Below are 14,692 nucleotides of genomic sequence, written 5' to 3' on the forward strand. Positions count from 1 at the left end.
GCGCGCGCTCCCCCGCTCACTGGTAGGTCCGGATCTTCTTCAGCACCTGGACCAAGGGGGTAGTGCGTGCATCGAAAGTCTGGCCGCCCGTCATCTTGGCAAGCTGCTGCATTTCCGCCGCATCCGCATCGCCGAAAATAATGGGAAAGATGGGTACGCGGGTATTGCTGCTGACTTGCACCTGGCCGGCGAAATCTTCGAAATCCCTGCCTTCGGTGTTCTTGCCGTCGGTCAGCAGGATGATGGCGACGTTGCGGCGTTCCTGCTTCTTTTCCGCCAGCGCTTGCGGATAAATGCCGGCTAGCGTGTCGTAGATGGCGGTGCCGCCATCGGCATCGATCTGCCCGACCGCCGCGGCAACTTGCTGCAGTAGCTGCGCATTGGCCTTGCTATCCTCGCCCAGCACGAATTCCTGCAGCGGGTCCGGTCCTGAAGAAAATGGCGCCAGGGTCAATTTCTCGCGTGCCCGCAGCGTGGCGAAGCGACCCGAGGCGGTACCGTCGCTGCCGGTCAGCGCGATAATCGCCTGGCGGGCGGCCTGGATGCGATCGCCGCGCATGGAGCCGGAGTGGTCGTAGATCAGGTAGGTACTGATCGGTTTGGCGTACTCGTCGAGAAAGCCGCGCAGAATGGCATCCACCACGGCTTGCGAGGCGGGGAAGGGCAGTTCGTTGACCACCTGGTCGTCGTCCGAGCCGGCAAGCGGCGCGCGGCGGGTCTGCTCGGCAATGCGCTTTTGCGTATCGGGCTGGCGCAGCCAGGCCACCAGCTTCTGGTATAGCGGCGCCTGCTGTGATTTTTTCAGCAGGATCAGCGGATAGTCGGCGGTGATCACCCCCTCGCGCGGCACGATGACGGTCAACGGCAGTCCGCGCGCCGCCATGCCGCGTATCACCGATTCATAGTTGACCATGCCGTCGGCTAGCTCGGGGCTGGCCAGCCAGCGGTCCGCCAGGTCGCCGCTGGAGCCGGAGCTGAGGCTCTGCCCCTTGAACAGGGCGGTCAGCTTCCGGGTGGGCACATCCTCGACCCGTAGCGCGTCACCCTTGCCGGACAGTTCGGCGGCCAGGCCCACCAGGGCGACGAAGCCGGTATTCGAGCCGGTGGGATTGGTCATGGCAAACCGGAATTTGCCGGCCTCGCTGGCGGCGATCACTTCGCGCCAGCCCACCTGGCCCGAGCTCCAGCCCAGCCGCGTGGCTGCCTCGGGCTTCAGACCCAGCACCACGCGCGAGTACATGGTCTTTTCCGACTGGACGATCTGCTGTTTCACGGCCGGCACCAATTGCAGGTATTTGCCGTGCGAAACCCAGGCTGCATCATGGTTCGTGCCGCCCTGCAGGGTATCCACCGCATCCAGTGTGCCGCTGTACTCCAGCTTGATATTGACCTGGTTGGCCTGGCCGAATTCCTTCAGCAAGGGCTCCATATCCTTCAGCTCCGAGCCCGCCAGGATGCGAAAGGTCGGCAAATCGTTCTGCTCGGCCGCTGGGTCGCGGCCGCAGGCACCAAGCAGGAGGGCCAAGCCCAGGGCGAGGAAGGGGACGATACGCATGGGTGCTTTCCGGATTACGCTCAAGGTTCGATGAAAGCGGCGTTTACAGCGCGATGCCTTTTTCCGGCGCTTGCTGTTGCTCGGCCTTCAGGCCCAGCCGCGCCTGGGCGTTCTCGATCTGGCTGCGCAGCATTTTGTTGTTTTCCGCCATGGTGCCCAGCGCCTGGCTGCGGTAGCTGTCCATCGCATCCATGGCCTTGAAGGTCTGATCGAACATATTCTGCAGGGTCTGGATACCCACGGCCGGGTCTTGCGAAAAGCGCGTCACCATTTCGACATGGCTGTTGAGCGCTACACCGGTCTGCGCGATCAGATTCTCGATGGTTTGCTTGCTGGCCTGGGCCATTTCCATCGCTTTCATCTGCTTGTCGGTGGCGCGGGCCAGGGTCACCGCCACGGTCAGGGCCGCCCGACCCAGGGTAGCCATGCGGTCGCAGGCATTCATCACCTCGCGGCCGGTCTTCTTCAACTCGCGCATCACGGCATAGCCATTGATGGAGAGCGCCTGGGTCGCTTGAATATCCTGCAGGTTCTGGCGCGTGTAGTAGAGCACTTCCTGCTCGAGGGACTTGGCCCGCTCCGGATCGGAGACGGCGATCTGAGCGATCTCGCTGACCAAGCGGCTATCGAGCGAGCGTATGAAATAGGCGGCCGCTTCCAGCTTCTCCATGGCGCCCCACAATTGCTGCATGGAGACGTTGAGCGAAGCGATATCGGACTGGATCTCGTCCTTGGCCTCGATCAATTGCTCGGTCAGCTTGTCGATCTGATCGCCGGCCGACTGGTATTTGCGCAGGTAGTTGCTCAGCTTGTTGCCGAACGGCAGGGGGATGCCGAGAAACTTGCGGGCGCTGAATAGCTCGCCCTGGCGGGCGGGATTGAGCTCGTCGAACAGATTGCGTAGTTCAAGCAAGGATTTCGCCGCCGGGTCGTTCTCGATGCCGACCAGGTTCTGCTGGGTAAACTTGTTCGATAGGGCGGTGGCATCGCTGATTTCCTTGCGGCCCACCGAAAAGGCCTTATCGATCTGCTGGTGGAATTCCTCCGACTTGGGATTGCCGGCCAGCAGCCTGCCCACGAAGTCTTCCAACTGTTCCTTCACCCGCCCTTCGACTTCCGGCGACAGGGGGACCGCACCGGCGGTCTGCTCGGGTGCGACCGGGCTGATCAGTTCGGGCGGTTCCAGCTTGATGGGCGTGACGGACTGGGTGGTTTGGGTCTGCGTGGTCATGGCCGCTGCGCTCTTAAAAGGAGAGGGACTGGAAAATCGTTTCGGTGCGACTGTTCAATATATTCAAACTTCGGCCGGGCCGCCCTACTGCAATTGATCGGTAATGGTCTTTTGCATGGCATCCAGCAGGTGGGTGGCGGGGATGTCGCCCAATTCCAGCAGTTCCGGCGCCGGCAGCTTGAGCTGGGCCATGGCCTGCTCGAACAGCTTGGCATCGTTGCTGCGGAAGCCATATTCCGCCGCGATCGTCTGCAGCACCGGGTTGGTGGATAGTTGTTCGCCCAGGCGTTTGCCCGCTGCGCTGCGTGCCACCAGCACATGCTTGAGCATCAGGCCCGGACGGGGTAGAGCATGACATGCTTGTCGCGCAGCTTGCCTTGGCGGGTGGCTTCGACAAACTGCGATTCATAGATCAGCACCAGTGGCGCCTTGCCCATGCCCTGGCCGATATAGTCTTCGAAGGGGCCGGCCAGGGTGCTTTCCTGGAAGCCCTGGCGCGTGATCAAGGGGCTCAGTTCGCTGGCCAGGCCGATGGCGGCTTCCTGCGTGGTAGGCACTTCGTGCTTGTGCTTCATCCAGGCCAGCAGGGCGATATACAACAGGCCGGTATTGGATTTGCGAATGTCGGGGGTGTTGACCAACAGGCCCTTGTTGACCGCATAGACGGTATTGTCCCGCAGCTCGTTCCAGCGGGTGCCGGCCAGCATCAGCGGCAAGGCCTTGTCCAACAGGAATTCACCGCTGGCTGCATCCAGCAGGCCGTTTTGCTGGAACACCGGCAGCAGCGGCTTCCAGCTGGCAATGGCCAGCGGGCTGGCGAACACCGGGTGGGTGCTGACCGCACCCTTGCCGTTCAGTGCCTGGACAAAATCATTGGCGGCATTGGCCCCGGCCGGCCAGACCGCGTCGAAGTCGCCGGCGCGGGCGGCGTCGTCCTTGAAATTGCCGCTCTTGCTCAATTCCGGGCAAAGCCCTTGCTTGGCCAATTCGGCGCTGACCCGGGGGTCTTGCAGGAAGGCGAACTTGGCCGAACCGGTCAACAGCTTGACCGGTTCGCAGGCCGGTGTGCCGAAGGCGATGGCATTGTCGCCGGCCGCCGTGGGCTGGCGTGATTTCCAGATGGCCCCGACCACGGCGGCGGCCAGGAGCAGCGACAGACCCAGCGCGAGCGACCTTCTTTGCATATATTGTTTCCCCTGCCTCGAACGCGGGCAATGATGTTCTTATTCGCTGCTTACGCGCCTCGATGGCGGCGCATAGGCAGTAGATCGTGTCGCGCTCGCTTTCGTCAAGGCTTGCCGCCATGTTGGTCCCCAAGTTGTTGCCTGGCGGTCGGACCGGCTTGGGAGGGACAATGCATAGTATGGTAGCAATATGAATTTTGTTCATGTTGTTGATGGCGCCGCGTGAGCGGGATTGCGTCCGGTGCATGCTAAAATCAGCCTCTTTCCCCCGTATATTCAAGCGCTTCCATGATATCTCGCCGCGACGCCCTGACCGCCCTCCTGCAGCAACGTATTCTTATCCTGGATGGGGGCATGGGAACCATGGTGCAAGAGCACCAATTGGGCGAGGCCGACTACCGTGGTGAGCGCTTCGCCGATTGGCCCAGCGACCTGAAGGGCAATAATGACCTGCTGGTGCTGACCCAGCCGGCCATCGTCGGCGGGATCCACCAGCAATATCTGGATGCCGGTGCCGATATCATCGAGACCAATAGCTTCAACGCCACCAGTATCGCCATGGCCGATTACGATATGGAGGCGCTGGTCTATGAGCTGAATTTCGAAGCGGCCAGGGTGGTCAAGGAATTGTGCCTGGCGCAGACCGCCCGGACGCCGGCCAAGCCGCGCTTCTGCGCCGGCGTGCTGGGGCCGACCAACCGGACCTGCTCGATCAGCCCCGACGTCAACGACCCGGGCTATCGCAACGTCTCTTTCGATACCCTGGTGGAAAGCTATACCGAGGCCATCGCCGGACTGGTGGCCGGCGGTGCCGATCTGCTCTTGATCGAGACCATCTTCGACACGCTGAACGCCAAGGCGGCCGTGTTCGCCGTACATCGTTACTTCGACGATCATCCGCAGCAGGAACGGCTGCCCATGATGATTTCCGGCACCATTACCGACCAATCCGGCCGCACGCTCACCGGCCAGACCACCGAGGCTTTCTACAACTCGCTGCGCCATGCCGATGCCATCAGCTACGGCCTCAACTGCGCGCTCGGCCCCGACCTGCTACGTCCCTATGTGGAGGAGATCGCCCGGGTGGCGGAAGGCTTTGTGTCGGTCCATGCCAATGCAGGGCTGCCCAACGCCTTTGGCGGTTACGATCTGTCGCCGGAAATGATGGCGGAGAATGTGCGCGAGTGGGGTGAGAGCGGCCTGGTCAATATTGTCGGCGGCTGCTGCGGCACCACCCCGGCGCATATCGCCGCCATGGCCGGCGCGCTGGCCGGGCTGGCGCCGCGCGCGCTGCCGAAAATCGAGGCCAAGACCCGCCTGGCCGGCCTGGAACCGTTCAATATCGGCGATGGCGATCTATTCGTGAACGTCGGCGAGCGCACCAATGTGACCGGCTCCAAGGCATTTGCCCGGCTGATTCTCAACGGCGACTATCCGGCCGCTCTGGAGGTGGCCCGCCAGCAGGTGGTGGCCGGCGCGCAGGTGATCGATATCAATATGGACGAAGGCATGCTGGATGCCGAGAAAGCCATGGTCACCTTTCTCAATCTGATCGCCTCCGAGCCCGATATCTCGCGGGTGCCGGTGATGATCGATTCGTCCAAGTGGAGCGTGATCGAAGCGGGCCTGAAATGCGTGCAGGGCAAGCCCATCGTCAATTCCATCTCGATGAAGGAAGGCGTGCCCGAGTTTGTCCGCCATGCACGCCTCTGCCGGCGCTATGGCGCGGCGGTGATCGTGATGGCCTTCGACGAGACCGGCCAGGCCGATACCTTTGCCCGCAAGATCGAGATCTGCGGCAAGAGCTATCGCATCCTGGTGGATGAAGTGGGCTTCGACCCGGCCGATATCATCTTCGATCCGAATATCTTCGCCGTCGCCACCGGTATCGAAGAGCACGCCCGCTACGGCCTCGACTTTATCGAGGCTACCGACTGGATCAAGCAGCAACTGCCCCACGCCAAGATCTCCGGCGGGGTGTCCAATGTCTCGTTCAGTTTCCGCGGCAACAACAAGGTGCGCGAAGCCATCCATGCGGTTTTCCTCTACCACGCGATCGGGCGGGGCATGAGCATGGGCATCGTCAATGCCGGCGCGCTGGAGATCTACGAGGAGGTCGATCCCCTGCTGCGCGATGCCATCGAGGATGTGGTGCTGGATCGGCCGCCTCGCGATGGCGGCGATGCCACCGAGAACCTGATCGCCCTGGCGGAGCGCTTCAAGGGCGATGCCAATGTGCAGAAGGGCGAGGACCTCAGCTGGCGGACCGCGCCGCTGCAGGAGCGGATCACCCATGCGCTGGTCAAGGGCATCACCAATTTCATCGTCGAGGATACCGAGGAAGCGCGGCTGAGCCTGCCCCGTCCCATCAATGTGATCGAGGGGCCGCTGATGAACGGCATGAACCATGTCGGCGATCTGTTCGGGTCCGGCAAGATGTTCCTGCCGCAAGTGGTGAAGTCGGCGCGGGTGATGAAGGCGGCGGTGGCTTATCTGGAGCCGTTTATCGAAGAAGAGAAGATCCGCCTGGGCACGGTGGATTCCTCCGCCAAGGGCCGCATTGTCATGGCGACGGTGAAGGGCGATGTACACGATATCGGCAAAAATATCGTCGGGGTGGTCTTGCGCTGCAATAACTACGAAGTGATCGACCTGGGGGTGATGGTGCCGTGCCAGAAGATCCTCGACAAGGCGCGTGAGGTGGAGGCCGATATGATCGGCCTGTCCGGCTTGATCACGCCTTCCCTGGAGGAAATGGCCCACGTCGCCAAGGAAATGCAGCGGCAGGGCTTCACCATGCCTTTGCTGATCGGCGGCGCGACCACTTCCAAGGTACATACGGCGGTCAAGATCGCCGTCAACTATCCGCAGCCGGTGGTCTACGTACCCGACGCCTCCCGTGCGGTCGGCGTCTGCTCCAATTTGCTGAGCGAGGAGCTGCGCGCCCCTTACGTGGCCAAACTGGCCGACGAATACGACAATATCCGCACCATTCACGCCAACAAGGGCAAGCAGGATCTGCTCAAACTGGCCGAAGCACGGGCCAACCGTTTTGTCTTCGACTGGGCCGGCTATACCCCGCCGGTGCCGAGACGTACCGGCCTGATCCGCTTCGAGAACTACCCCCTGGCCGAGATCGCCGACTATATCGACTGGAGCCCCTTCTTCAACGCCTGGGAGCTGGCGGGCAAATTCCCGCGCATCCTCGACGACGAGATCGTGGGCGAATCCGCGCGCGCCTTGTTCGCCGATGGCCAGCAGATGCTGGCACGCATGATCGAAGGCAACTGGGTGGCGGCCAATGGAGTGATCGGCTTGTTCCCGGCCAATGCCGTTGGCGACGATATCGAGCTGTACCAGCCGGACAGCGGCGAAAAGCTGATGAGCATGCATTGCCTGCGGCAGCAGAACCGCAAGGCGGCCGGCAAGACCAACTGGTGCCTGAGCGACTTCGTCGCACCGCGCGAAAGCGGCAAGAGCGATTATGTCGGCTTATTCGCGGTCACCGCCGGGCTGGATATCGATCCGCATGTGCAGCGCTTCGAAGCCGCCAATGACGATTACAGCGCCATCATGGTCAAGGCGCTGGCCGACCGCCTGGCCGAAGCCTTCGCCGAGTTGATGCATGCGCGGGTCCGGCGCGAGTTCTGGGGCTATGCGGCGGACGAGCAGCTCAGCGTGGACGACTTGACCGAGGAGCGCTACGCCGGTATTCGCCCCGCGCCCGGCTACCCCGCCTGCCCGGACCACACCACCAAGACCGATATGTTCCGCGTGCTGGATGCCGAGCGCATCGGCATGCAGCTGACCGAAGGCTATGCCATGCTGCCGACCGCCGCCGTCAGCGGCCTGTATTTCAGCCACCCGCAAGCGCAGTATTTCGCCCTGGGCAAGCTGGACAAGGATCAGCTGGAAGACTACGCCGCCCGGCGAGGCGTCACGGTGGAGCAGGCCGAGCGGGATCTGGCGCCGAACCTGGCCTACAACCCCTGAAAAGCGTGAGGGCGGGCGAGACGGAGCGGAGTTACTCCGGTTTCGCCAGGATCTCGACGCGCGAGCCGACCAGGCCGTCCAGCTTCAGGCGCTGGCCATACTTGAGGGTGGCGGTGAATGGGATGTCCCTGCTTTCTTCACCGATGACCGTACCCGTTTCTGGGATGGCCAACGTCCTGCTCATTTCCAGCGAACCCCCGAGGCCGCCTCGGTCTCGGTCTGCTCGCGCCCCATGGACGTATGCAGCACGCCGCTCAGCGTGATGCCATCCGCCAATACCTCGGTGATACGTACTTCCAGTCCTGTCTTTACCGCCGCGTGGCGGCAGCCGAAAGGCTGTTTTTCGCACAGCGTGGCATAGGTCAACGGGTAGCGAATCGACGCCGGTTTGGCCATGGGCTTGGAAACGGTGATGCTGCCCCTTTTTTGCAGCGACTGGCTGCCGCCGCCTTCGTTGCGGATGGGGCTGTAGAATTCGATTTCGGCCACGCTGCGGCTTGGCTTGGCGGAAACGGGCGAAGCAGCGGGAGCTGGCGGGGTGGCGCAGCCGGCCGACAGCAGCAATAAGGGAATGGCGAAGTACTTCAAGCGGAAACTCCCGACAGTGGATAGCGCGGGCAGTGTAAGGACTAACCGCCCGCCGCGTCTATTCCGCCTTGCCGCCTTATAACTTTGGAATCCTGATACGGCTGATCATCAGCGAGCCGGAGAGGGCGAACATCAATACCAGCGGGTGGAACTGGAATCCGCCGATATAGACCACGCCGAACCAGATCTGCATACCCAAGGCGCCTTGCCAGACGGCGATGGCCAACACCGCTACCAGCAGCAGGGAGGTCGGGATGGGGGTTCCTTCGAAGTATTTGACCTTGTCGCCACCTTCCGCGAGCTTTTCCGCGGTGACGTTATAGCGCGCCAGCCGCGACACGCCGCTGGCGACGAAGAACAGCAGCACGATGCGGTCGAACAATCCTTGCATGCCACAGCCGTAGGCGATCACTGCCGGTGCGACACCGAAGGAGATGACGTCCGCCAACGAGTCCAGCTCGCGGCCCATCGCCGAACTCTGTTGCCGCCAGCGGGCGATCCTGCCGTCCAGCACGTCGAACAACAAGGCAAAGGGGATCAGGCCGCAGGCGAAATAGAGATGCACGACTTCGGCGGTCTGCAGGTAGGTCATCACGGCGAACAGGGAGCCTACCCCGCAGAATGCATTCGACAGCGTGAACCAGTCTGCCAGATGGAATTCGCGAATCATCGAAAATGGTTTGGGTTTATTCATGGTGGCATCCGTTGGCGGTCTGCTGCGCATGGTAATGGAAAGCGCGCGAGGTGTGCCAGGCGGGGAGCAAGGCTTTACACGGGTTGGGTAGCTACTGCGGAATCATGAGCGCAGAAAAGCTTCGCCGCCGTCATGATGGCGGCGAACAAGTGGGGCGCCGCTTGCTAACCTTGCTTGAGCTTGGCCAGGATGGTGGCGGGGTCTTCGCTTTGGGCCAGGACCAGGCGAATACGATTGAATGCCGTGGCGGCCTGGTCAGGATATTTGCCGAAAGAGATCAGGCTGCTATGCGGCCAACCGGCGGCGGCCAGGACATTCCGGCGGAACTGGGCACTCTCTCCCTCGCCGCTCACCAGCTGCAGCAAGGCGCGCTCAATCAGTACGTGGGGAAAGGGATCGCGGGAGAGGGTGCTGAAATGCTGGGCTTGGACTTCGGCGAATTCCATGGCGGGCACTCTAACTTGGGTGAGTCACTTACCCATGTAAGCCCACGGACGGCAGTTTCGCCAACTCTGATTGGAATGGACGGAGAAAAGCCGATGGCGGAAATCCGGCATCGGCTTCTTTTCTTGCCGGCTTGCGCCGACGGTTAGGTAGTGCGCAAACGAGCGTCAGCGAGGCTCCCTCGCGGCGGCGAGGGCGGGGGGAGTAGGACTAAATCAAGCGAGGGACGGTTCATATGCCAATGACCGTGAACGCCCGGCTTCGCCGGGTGGTGAGCTGCGGGTTGATTGCGCGCAATATTTCAGTGTGTCCAGACGGAGAAAAGCCGATGGCGGAAATCCGGTATCGGCTTCTTTTCTTGCCGGCTTGCGCCGGCGATTAATGGGTCGTGGCCCGCGTACCTGGCAGGTAGGCATTGCCGTTATAACGGGCACTACCCTGGCCGAGGCGCGACTGGAACCAGACCTGGAACTGGCGACCTACTTGTTCGACCGCGAGAACCTCGAAGCGAATGGCTTCGCCGTGATTTTCCTGGACGAACTGATCGCCGACTTTGAGCTCTTGAACTTTCATTTGTGCTTCCTATTTTTTGTTTTTAGTAGCGGACCGGTGCGTTGCCGGGCTGCTGCAGCTGATTGGGCCAGTGAGGCCGGACGCCGATAGAGGGCGGGCCGGAGATTTGGTTCACTGGCGCGACAAGGCTGCGCGACGGCTGTATCGACCGGGGCAAGCCATGCTCGCCGAAGAAGGTGGATACCAACGCACAACAACAGGGCCAAGGGATAGCGTAACCAATACGCCGCCACATGGCCAAGTATTTGCGCCGCCGGCATGACGACCGTGGTCTGTCATGCGGTAAATAAAACCAGAACGAGGGTCAAATTGTGCCGCCTGTTTGTTACAGGCACGCTTCGTTTTGGTACGAAGCCAGCATTGCAGAAAAGCGAAGCGGGCACGTATGGGTGCCATTCGACAACAAGCTTCGGGCATCAGGATAGGCGGTTCCGCATAATGCGAAACGGCTGCCTAAGGGACGGTGCTTGAGAACTGCAAGGGAGGCAAATCAGGTAGGGAGAACCCAACCGAAGCCGCAATGTATCACAACCATTCCCTGTTTGACTAGCGTAAGTATTTGTTTCTTATTACCACATTGTCGGGAGCTGGCCAGGAGGAGGCTGCTTGGTCAAGGCCGGCTTCCCTTGGCAAGGCGGGAAAGCTGCCTCCTCAGGAGGGCAAACAGGCGGGCCGTGTCGGCGGGGACGGGAGTCGATCCGGCGTGGATGCACAGCGAAGATGGCACGCTGCGTGCAGGTGTTCCCCGGCAGGACGATTCGGCGGGGCAAGATGGGGCCCGGACGCACATCCGGCTCGGTCAACCATGGCCGATGCAAGTGTTCGATTGTTACCACAATGGGGTGGGTCGAAGCCTGGGAAAATGGTGCGCAATCCCTCGGAAAGCCTGATGTAGCAAAGCTACATCGGGGTGGGGCGGCCTTAAGGACGGCAGGGGCCGTCCGACTCGCCCGGCAGGATTTCCGGCTGGCAAAGCATTTGCAGATCGGCCAGCAAATCGTCGCCGGCAATGACCTTTTGAATAAGCTGGGCCATGCGCAAACCACTTTCCTGCTGGGTGGGCTGCACCACCGAGGTCATCTTGAGGGTAAGCAAGGTGTCGGGCGGAATGCCGTCATAGACGATTACCGATAGATCGCGACCGATGGCGATGCCACGGTCCAACATGGCGCGAACCGCGCCGACACCGGCCAGATTGTTGTCGATGATGACGGCGCTGGGGAGCGCGGGCTGGTCCAGCAGCCTGGACATGGCGGTATAACCGCTGCGGCGGGCCAGGCCGGCCGGTAGCAGCCATTGCGCTTCGGGCGCCAGGCCGGCCATACGCATACCCTGTAGAAAGCCGGCATGCCGTTGAAAGGCAAAATTGTAGTCCAGCGAGGCATGGATATAGGCGATGCGGCGGTGGCCGAGCGCCACCAGCCGCTCCACCGCCAAGACGCTGCCAGCCTCGTTGTCGAAGTCGAACCACGGATAATCGTTGCACTGGGCGCTGCGGCCATAGGCCAGGAAAGGCACGCCGGTCTGGCGCAGGTAGTCGATGCGCTCGTCGTGGCGCAGGGTGCGCGCCACGATGAAGCCATCCACCCGGCGGCCGTGTACCAGCCGATCATAGGTATCCAGTTCGCCCTTGTGCGTGGCCGAGGCCAGCAACAAATCGATCTTGGCCGGCGCCAGTCCTTCGGTAATACCCGACACCACCTCCAGGAAGCGCGGATCGGCGACATCGCCGGCCTCCAGAGGGTAGACGATACCGATGGCGTTGGCCTTGCCCCGCGCCAGGCTGCGGGCGACCGGGTTGGGTTGATAGCCGAGGGTTTGGGCCGCCTCGATGACCCGTTGCCGGGTTTTGAGGCTGACATCGGAATAGCCGTTGAGCGCGCGGCTGACCGTGGTCATCGAAAGATTCAGATGGAGGGAGAGCGCTTTCAGATCCATGGTAGGGCTCGCATAGGTTGCAACCCTCAATTTACTAGGGAATCTTCGGACAAGTCACTAACGAGCGTAGGGTGCGTGGTTGTTGCCCCTTTAGGGGCTTACAACCACGGCCTACTCCTTGCGGGTACGAGGGCGGGGCCGCCCGGGTAAGGGGGAGTCGGATTAAATCGAGCGAGGGGCGGTTGAAATGCTGCTGGCCGTGAACTCCCGGGTTCCCCGGGTGCTGAACCGATCGCTCCGCATGTCGCAATGGAAATAGTTGACCAACAAAAAAAGCGACGCGGAGTCTGCTGGTTTTAATCAGCCGACCTGCCGCGCCGGAGAGGAGTGATCATTGCAATGGCATCGCGCGCCATTGGGAAAACGGGGTTGCCGACTTGCGCAAGCTCGCTTGGAGCGCACAAGTCGCGTTTTGTTCTTGTCCGCTCCGGAAATTTTTTTGCCGTGAGCGGAATGGGTGTAGGGCCGGCGTTCGACTTTGCAGTGGACGGCACGGCCATAAACCAACCAGTTCTGATAGTAATCCAAAGCGGTTTGGTAGGTAAACTACAAATTATTCGAGCTGGCGGTTTCTTTATTGCCCTGGCTCGGCGCACCAGGCCGCTACCTGCTCCGCCAGCCACTGAGGCGCGTCCAGCGCCACATCGTGCCCCGCCGTCGGATGCCGGCGCAGCGGCCAATGGGCGGCTGCGGCCAGCGCCGTGGTGCAGGCGCAATCCACCAGGCGATCCTGCCGGCTGCACAGCAGTAAGGTCGGTTGGCGGGGCCAGTTTTCAGGGGGGCGATAGCGAGCGGCGGCCGTCAACTGGCGTAGCAGATTGGCGCCGGAGACAGGGCACTCGGACTGCCAGCGTTGCCAGTCGGCCAGCACGGCGGCGCGGCGTTCGGCGTGATTGCCGCACAGGCGCAGGATGGATTGCTCGCGCTGGGCGGGGCGCTGGCTCAGCAGGCCAAGCAAGGCAGGGTAATTTTGCCAGCGCAGCCGGCGCCAGAATGGGGCGATGCCGGCCAGGCTGGTATTGATCAGGACCAGGCGGGACACTTCGGCGGGGTGGCGCGCGGCCCAATCGAGCGCCACCATGCCGCCCAGCGAGAGCGCCAGGAGATTGACCGGACCTTGGGCCAGAATGGGATGCAATGCTTGGCGAACCCCATCGCATTGCCCTTGGATGGTGGTGGCACTGACCGACCGCCAATGGCGCCCGTTCCCCGCCAGGTCGGGACAATGGACGGGCGCGTTGCCCAACGCCTCCGCCAGGTAGGCGGGAAAGTCCCCCCAGTGCCGCGCTTCGCGGCCCAGCCCGCGCAGCAATACCCACGGAGTCGGATTGGGGACTTCAGGTGCCATTGCGGTACCACAGGTTCATGGCTTCCATCCGGTGGCGCGGCCCGCGTTGGCTGCCGGCCAGCCAGCGGTCGCCGCTCCCCGCCAGGCGGGTCAGAAAGTCCATGAAGGCCAGGTGGGTGCGCATGGCACGCTGCTGGCGGTGTGGCGCCAGCGGATTGAAGGCGCCCAGGCGCGACAGCAGCTGGCGAGGGTTCTTGCGCACCCAGTTCCACGATCCCATTTCCAGCGTCAGCGGCAGGAACAGCCCCTTGGCTTGCCGGCGCGACTGAAGATACAGATAGTCCCACAGGTCGCCATGGGTCAGATATTGATGGCTCTGTGGCTCGAATACGTAGCGGTGGTGGGGATAGGCTTGATCGAACAGGCACTTGAGCGTGTAGATCTCACCCACTACCTCGATGGGCCGCTGGCTGCCGGCGAGGGGGAACCAGATGCGGTCGCGCATTCCGAATCCCGAATGGCAATCCAGCGCCAAGGCCAGCGGGCGGCTGAGCATTTCTTCCGTCACCACCTGGCACAAGGCTGCGCTTTCGGCTTGCATGGGCTGGTCCACCGGCCCGCGATACCAGGGCAGAGCGGCGCTCAGGCGATGGCCGCCCAGTAGCCAAGCCACCGGATCGGTGGCGTCCAGCGGCGCATTTCGCATCAGATCGATGCCCGCAGGATTGGCCCGCCTATGCAGCAGCATGCCGCCTGGGTTGACCAGGGGCATGAAGAGCAAGCGCATATGATCCAGCTGGTATTCCAGCGTGCTATCCCAGCGTAGGCGCATCAGCAGATTGTGCATAAAGGCCAGCAATACCTGGGTGCCGATGCGCTCCAGGCCATGCACCCCGCCGAAAAAGCCGACAATGGGCGCGTCCGCATCCTGGCTGCCCAGGCTGAGTGCCAGCACCGGTAGCATGGTCTTGCCGACTCGGACTTCCGTCACCGTGCGGGCTTGCAGCCGGCCTTCGCCCAGCTTGACCAGACGTTCAAGCGCGATCAGTTCGGCGAGAGGCGGGCGAGGCATGGCGACGGAGTGTGAGATGAGTGTGCAGGCAGCATAGTCAGCGCAGGGGGGCGCCGGCGTGACCGTTTCATGACAAGGAGCGGCGGCTGCCGCGATATGCGCAAAAAATGTCAAATGCCAGTCAATAGACTG

General features: G+C 62.2%; 13 protein-coding genes. 1 reads left to right on the forward strand and 12 read right to left on the reverse strand.

What is annotated here, in order from left to right:
- Nucleotides 1-16: 16 nt before the first annotated feature.
- The 4 genes from FNU76_RS12570 to FNU76_RS12585 all read right to left on the reverse strand — a co-directional run bounded on the left by FNU76_RS12570 (nucleotide 17) and on the right by FNU76_RS12585 (nucleotide 3,970).
- Nucleotides 17-1,555 (reverse strand): VWA domain-containing protein, encoded by a 1,539-nt coding sequence (locus tag FNU76_RS12570; RefSeq protein WP_144278521.1) that lies wholly within the window; start codon nucleotides 1,553-1,555, stop codon nucleotides 17-19.
- 43 nt (nucleotides 1,556-1,598) lie between these two features.
- Nucleotides 1,599-2,786, reverse strand: a complete 1,188-nt coding sequence (locus FNU76_RS12575) for a toxic anion resistance protein (RefSeq protein WP_144278522.1) — start codon at nucleotides 2,784-2,786, stop codon at nucleotides 1,599-1,601.
- Nucleotides 2,787-2,870: 84 nt separating this feature from the next.
- Entirely contained in the window at nucleotides 2,871-3,098 is a 228-nt protein-coding gene (locus FNU76_RS12580) for a hypothetical protein (RefSeq protein WP_223879001.1), read from the reverse strand.
- A 17-nt stretch (nucleotides 3,099-3,115) separates the two neighbouring features.
- Nucleotides 3,116-3,970: a hypothetical protein gene (locus FNU76_RS12585; RefSeq protein WP_144278524.1), complete on the reverse strand. Its 855-nt coding sequence runs from the start codon at nucleotides 3,968-3,970 to the stop codon at nucleotides 3,116-3,118.
- Between the two features lie 288 nt (nucleotides 3,971-4,258).
- Here FNU76_RS12585 and metH point away from each other — a divergent pair, with 288 nt between their 5' ends.
- Nucleotides 4,259-7,963, forward strand: a complete 3,705-nt coding sequence (gene metH, locus FNU76_RS12590) for a methionine synthase (RefSeq protein WP_144278525.1) — start codon at nucleotides 4,259-4,261, stop codon at nucleotides 7,961-7,963.
- A gap of 31 nt (nucleotides 7,964-7,994) precedes the next feature.
- Here metH and FNU76_RS24110 read toward each other — a convergent pair whose 3' ends face one another.
- The 8 genes from FNU76_RS24110 to FNU76_RS12625 form a co-directional block, all read right to left on the reverse strand.
- Nucleotides 7,995-8,147 carry a hypothetical protein gene (locus tag FNU76_RS24110; protein WP_179958098.1) on the reverse strand — a complete coding sequence of 51 codons (153 nt, stop codon included), beginning with the start codon at nucleotides 8,145-8,147 and terminating at the stop codon, nucleotides 7,995-7,997.
- A complete protein-coding gene (locus tag FNU76_RS12595) occupies nucleotides 8,144-8,551 on the reverse strand; it encodes a hypothetical protein (RefSeq protein WP_144278526.1) in 408 nt (135 codons plus the stop codon). Before FNU76_RS12595 ends, FNU76_RS24110 begins: the two co-directional genes overlap by 4 nt.
- A 76-nt stretch (nucleotides 8,552-8,627) precedes the next feature.
- Nucleotides 8,628-9,245 (reverse strand): CDP-alcohol phosphatidyltransferase family protein, encoded by a 618-nt coding sequence (locus tag FNU76_RS12600; RefSeq protein ID WP_144278527.1) that lies wholly within the window; start codon nucleotides 9,243-9,245, stop codon nucleotides 8,628-8,630.
- Nucleotides 9,246-9,409: 164 nt separating this feature from the next.
- The gene (locus FNU76_RS12605; RefSeq protein WP_144278528.1) at nucleotides 9,410-9,691 is read right to left on the reverse strand and encodes a hypothetical protein; all 282 of its coding nucleotides are present in this window, start codon (nucleotides 9,689-9,691) and stop codon (nucleotides 9,410-9,412) included.
- Nucleotides 9,692-10,067: 376 nt separating this feature from the next.
- On the reverse strand, nucleotides 10,068-10,262 hold the full coding sequence (locus FNU76_RS12610; RefSeq protein WP_144278529.1) for a hypothetical protein: 195 nt from the start codon (nucleotides 10,260-10,262) through the stop codon (nucleotides 10,068-10,070).
- A gap of 921 nt (nucleotides 10,263-11,183) precedes the next feature.
- Nucleotides 11,184-12,200 (reverse strand): substrate-binding domain-containing protein, encoded by a 1,017-nt coding sequence (locus FNU76_RS12615; RefSeq protein ID WP_144278530.1) that lies wholly within the window; start codon nucleotides 12,198-12,200, stop codon nucleotides 11,184-11,186.
- Nucleotides 12,201-12,774: 574 nt separating this feature from the next.
- The gene (locus FNU76_RS12620; protein ID WP_144278531.1) at nucleotides 12,775-13,548 is read right to left on the reverse strand and encodes an alpha/beta fold hydrolase; all 774 of its coding nucleotides are present in this window, start codon (nucleotides 13,546-13,548) and stop codon (nucleotides 12,775-12,777) included.
- Complete coding sequence (locus FNU76_RS12625; RefSeq protein ID WP_144278532.1) at nucleotides 13,538-14,560, reverse strand: M14 family zinc carboxypeptidase; 1,023 nt, start codon at nucleotides 14,558-14,560, stop codon at nucleotides 13,538-13,540. Before FNU76_RS12625 ends, FNU76_RS12620 begins: the two co-directional genes overlap by 11 nt.
- Between the last annotated feature and the right edge of the window lie 132 nt (nucleotides 14,561-14,692).

The sequence above is a fragment of the Chitinimonas arctica genome, assembly GCF_007431345.1.
GTDB lineage: Bacteria > Pseudomonadota > Gammaproteobacteria > Burkholderiales > Chitinimonadaceae > Chitinimonas > Chitinimonas arctica.

Excerpts from the sequence above, each read along its gene's own strand:
- FNU76_RS12600 (WP_144278527.1), bottom strand. The coding sequence starts at position 9,245 with ATGAATAAACCCAAACCATTTTCGATGATTCGCGAATTCCATCTGGCA.
- FNU76_RS12610 (WP_144278529.1), bottom strand. The coding sequence starts at position 10,262 with ATGAAAGTTCAAGAGCTCAAAGTCGGCGATCAGTTCGTCCAGGAAAAT.
- FNU76_RS12570 (WP_144278521.1), bottom strand. The coding sequence starts at position 1,555 with ATGCGTATCGTCCCCTTCCTCGCCCTGGGCTTGGCCCTCCTGCTTGGT.
- FNU76_RS12615 (WP_144278530.1), bottom strand. The coding sequence starts at position 12,200 with ATGGATCTGAAAGCGCTCTCCCTCCATCTGAATCTTTCGATGACCACG.
- FNU76_RS12605 (WP_144278528.1), bottom strand. The coding sequence starts at position 9,691 with ATGGAATTCGCCGAAGTCCAAGCCCAGCATTTCAGCACCCTCTCCCGC.
- FNU76_RS12625 (WP_144278532.1), bottom strand. The coding sequence starts at position 14,560 with ATGCCTCGCCCGCCTCTCGCCGAACTGATCGCGCTTGAACGTCTGGTC.
- FNU76_RS12575 (WP_144278522.1), bottom strand. The coding sequence starts at position 2,786 with ATGACCACGCAGACCCAAACCACCCAGTCCGTCACGCCCATCAAGCTG.
- FNU76_RS12620 (WP_144278531.1), bottom strand. The coding sequence starts at position 13,548 with ATGGCACCTGAAGTCCCCAATCCGACTCCGTGGGTATTGCTGCGCGGG.
- FNU76_RS12585 (WP_144278524.1), bottom strand. The coding sequence starts at position 3,970 with ATGCAAAGAAGGTCGCTCGCGCTGGGTCTGTCGCTGCTCCTGGCCGCC.
- metH (WP_144278525.1), top strand. The coding sequence starts at position 4,259 with ATGATATCTCGCCGCGACGCCCTGACCGCCCTCCTGCAGCAACGTATT.
- FNU76_RS24110 (WP_179958098.1), bottom strand. The coding sequence starts at position 8,147 with ATGAGCAGGACGTTGGCCATCCCAGAAACGGGTACGGTCATCGGTGAA.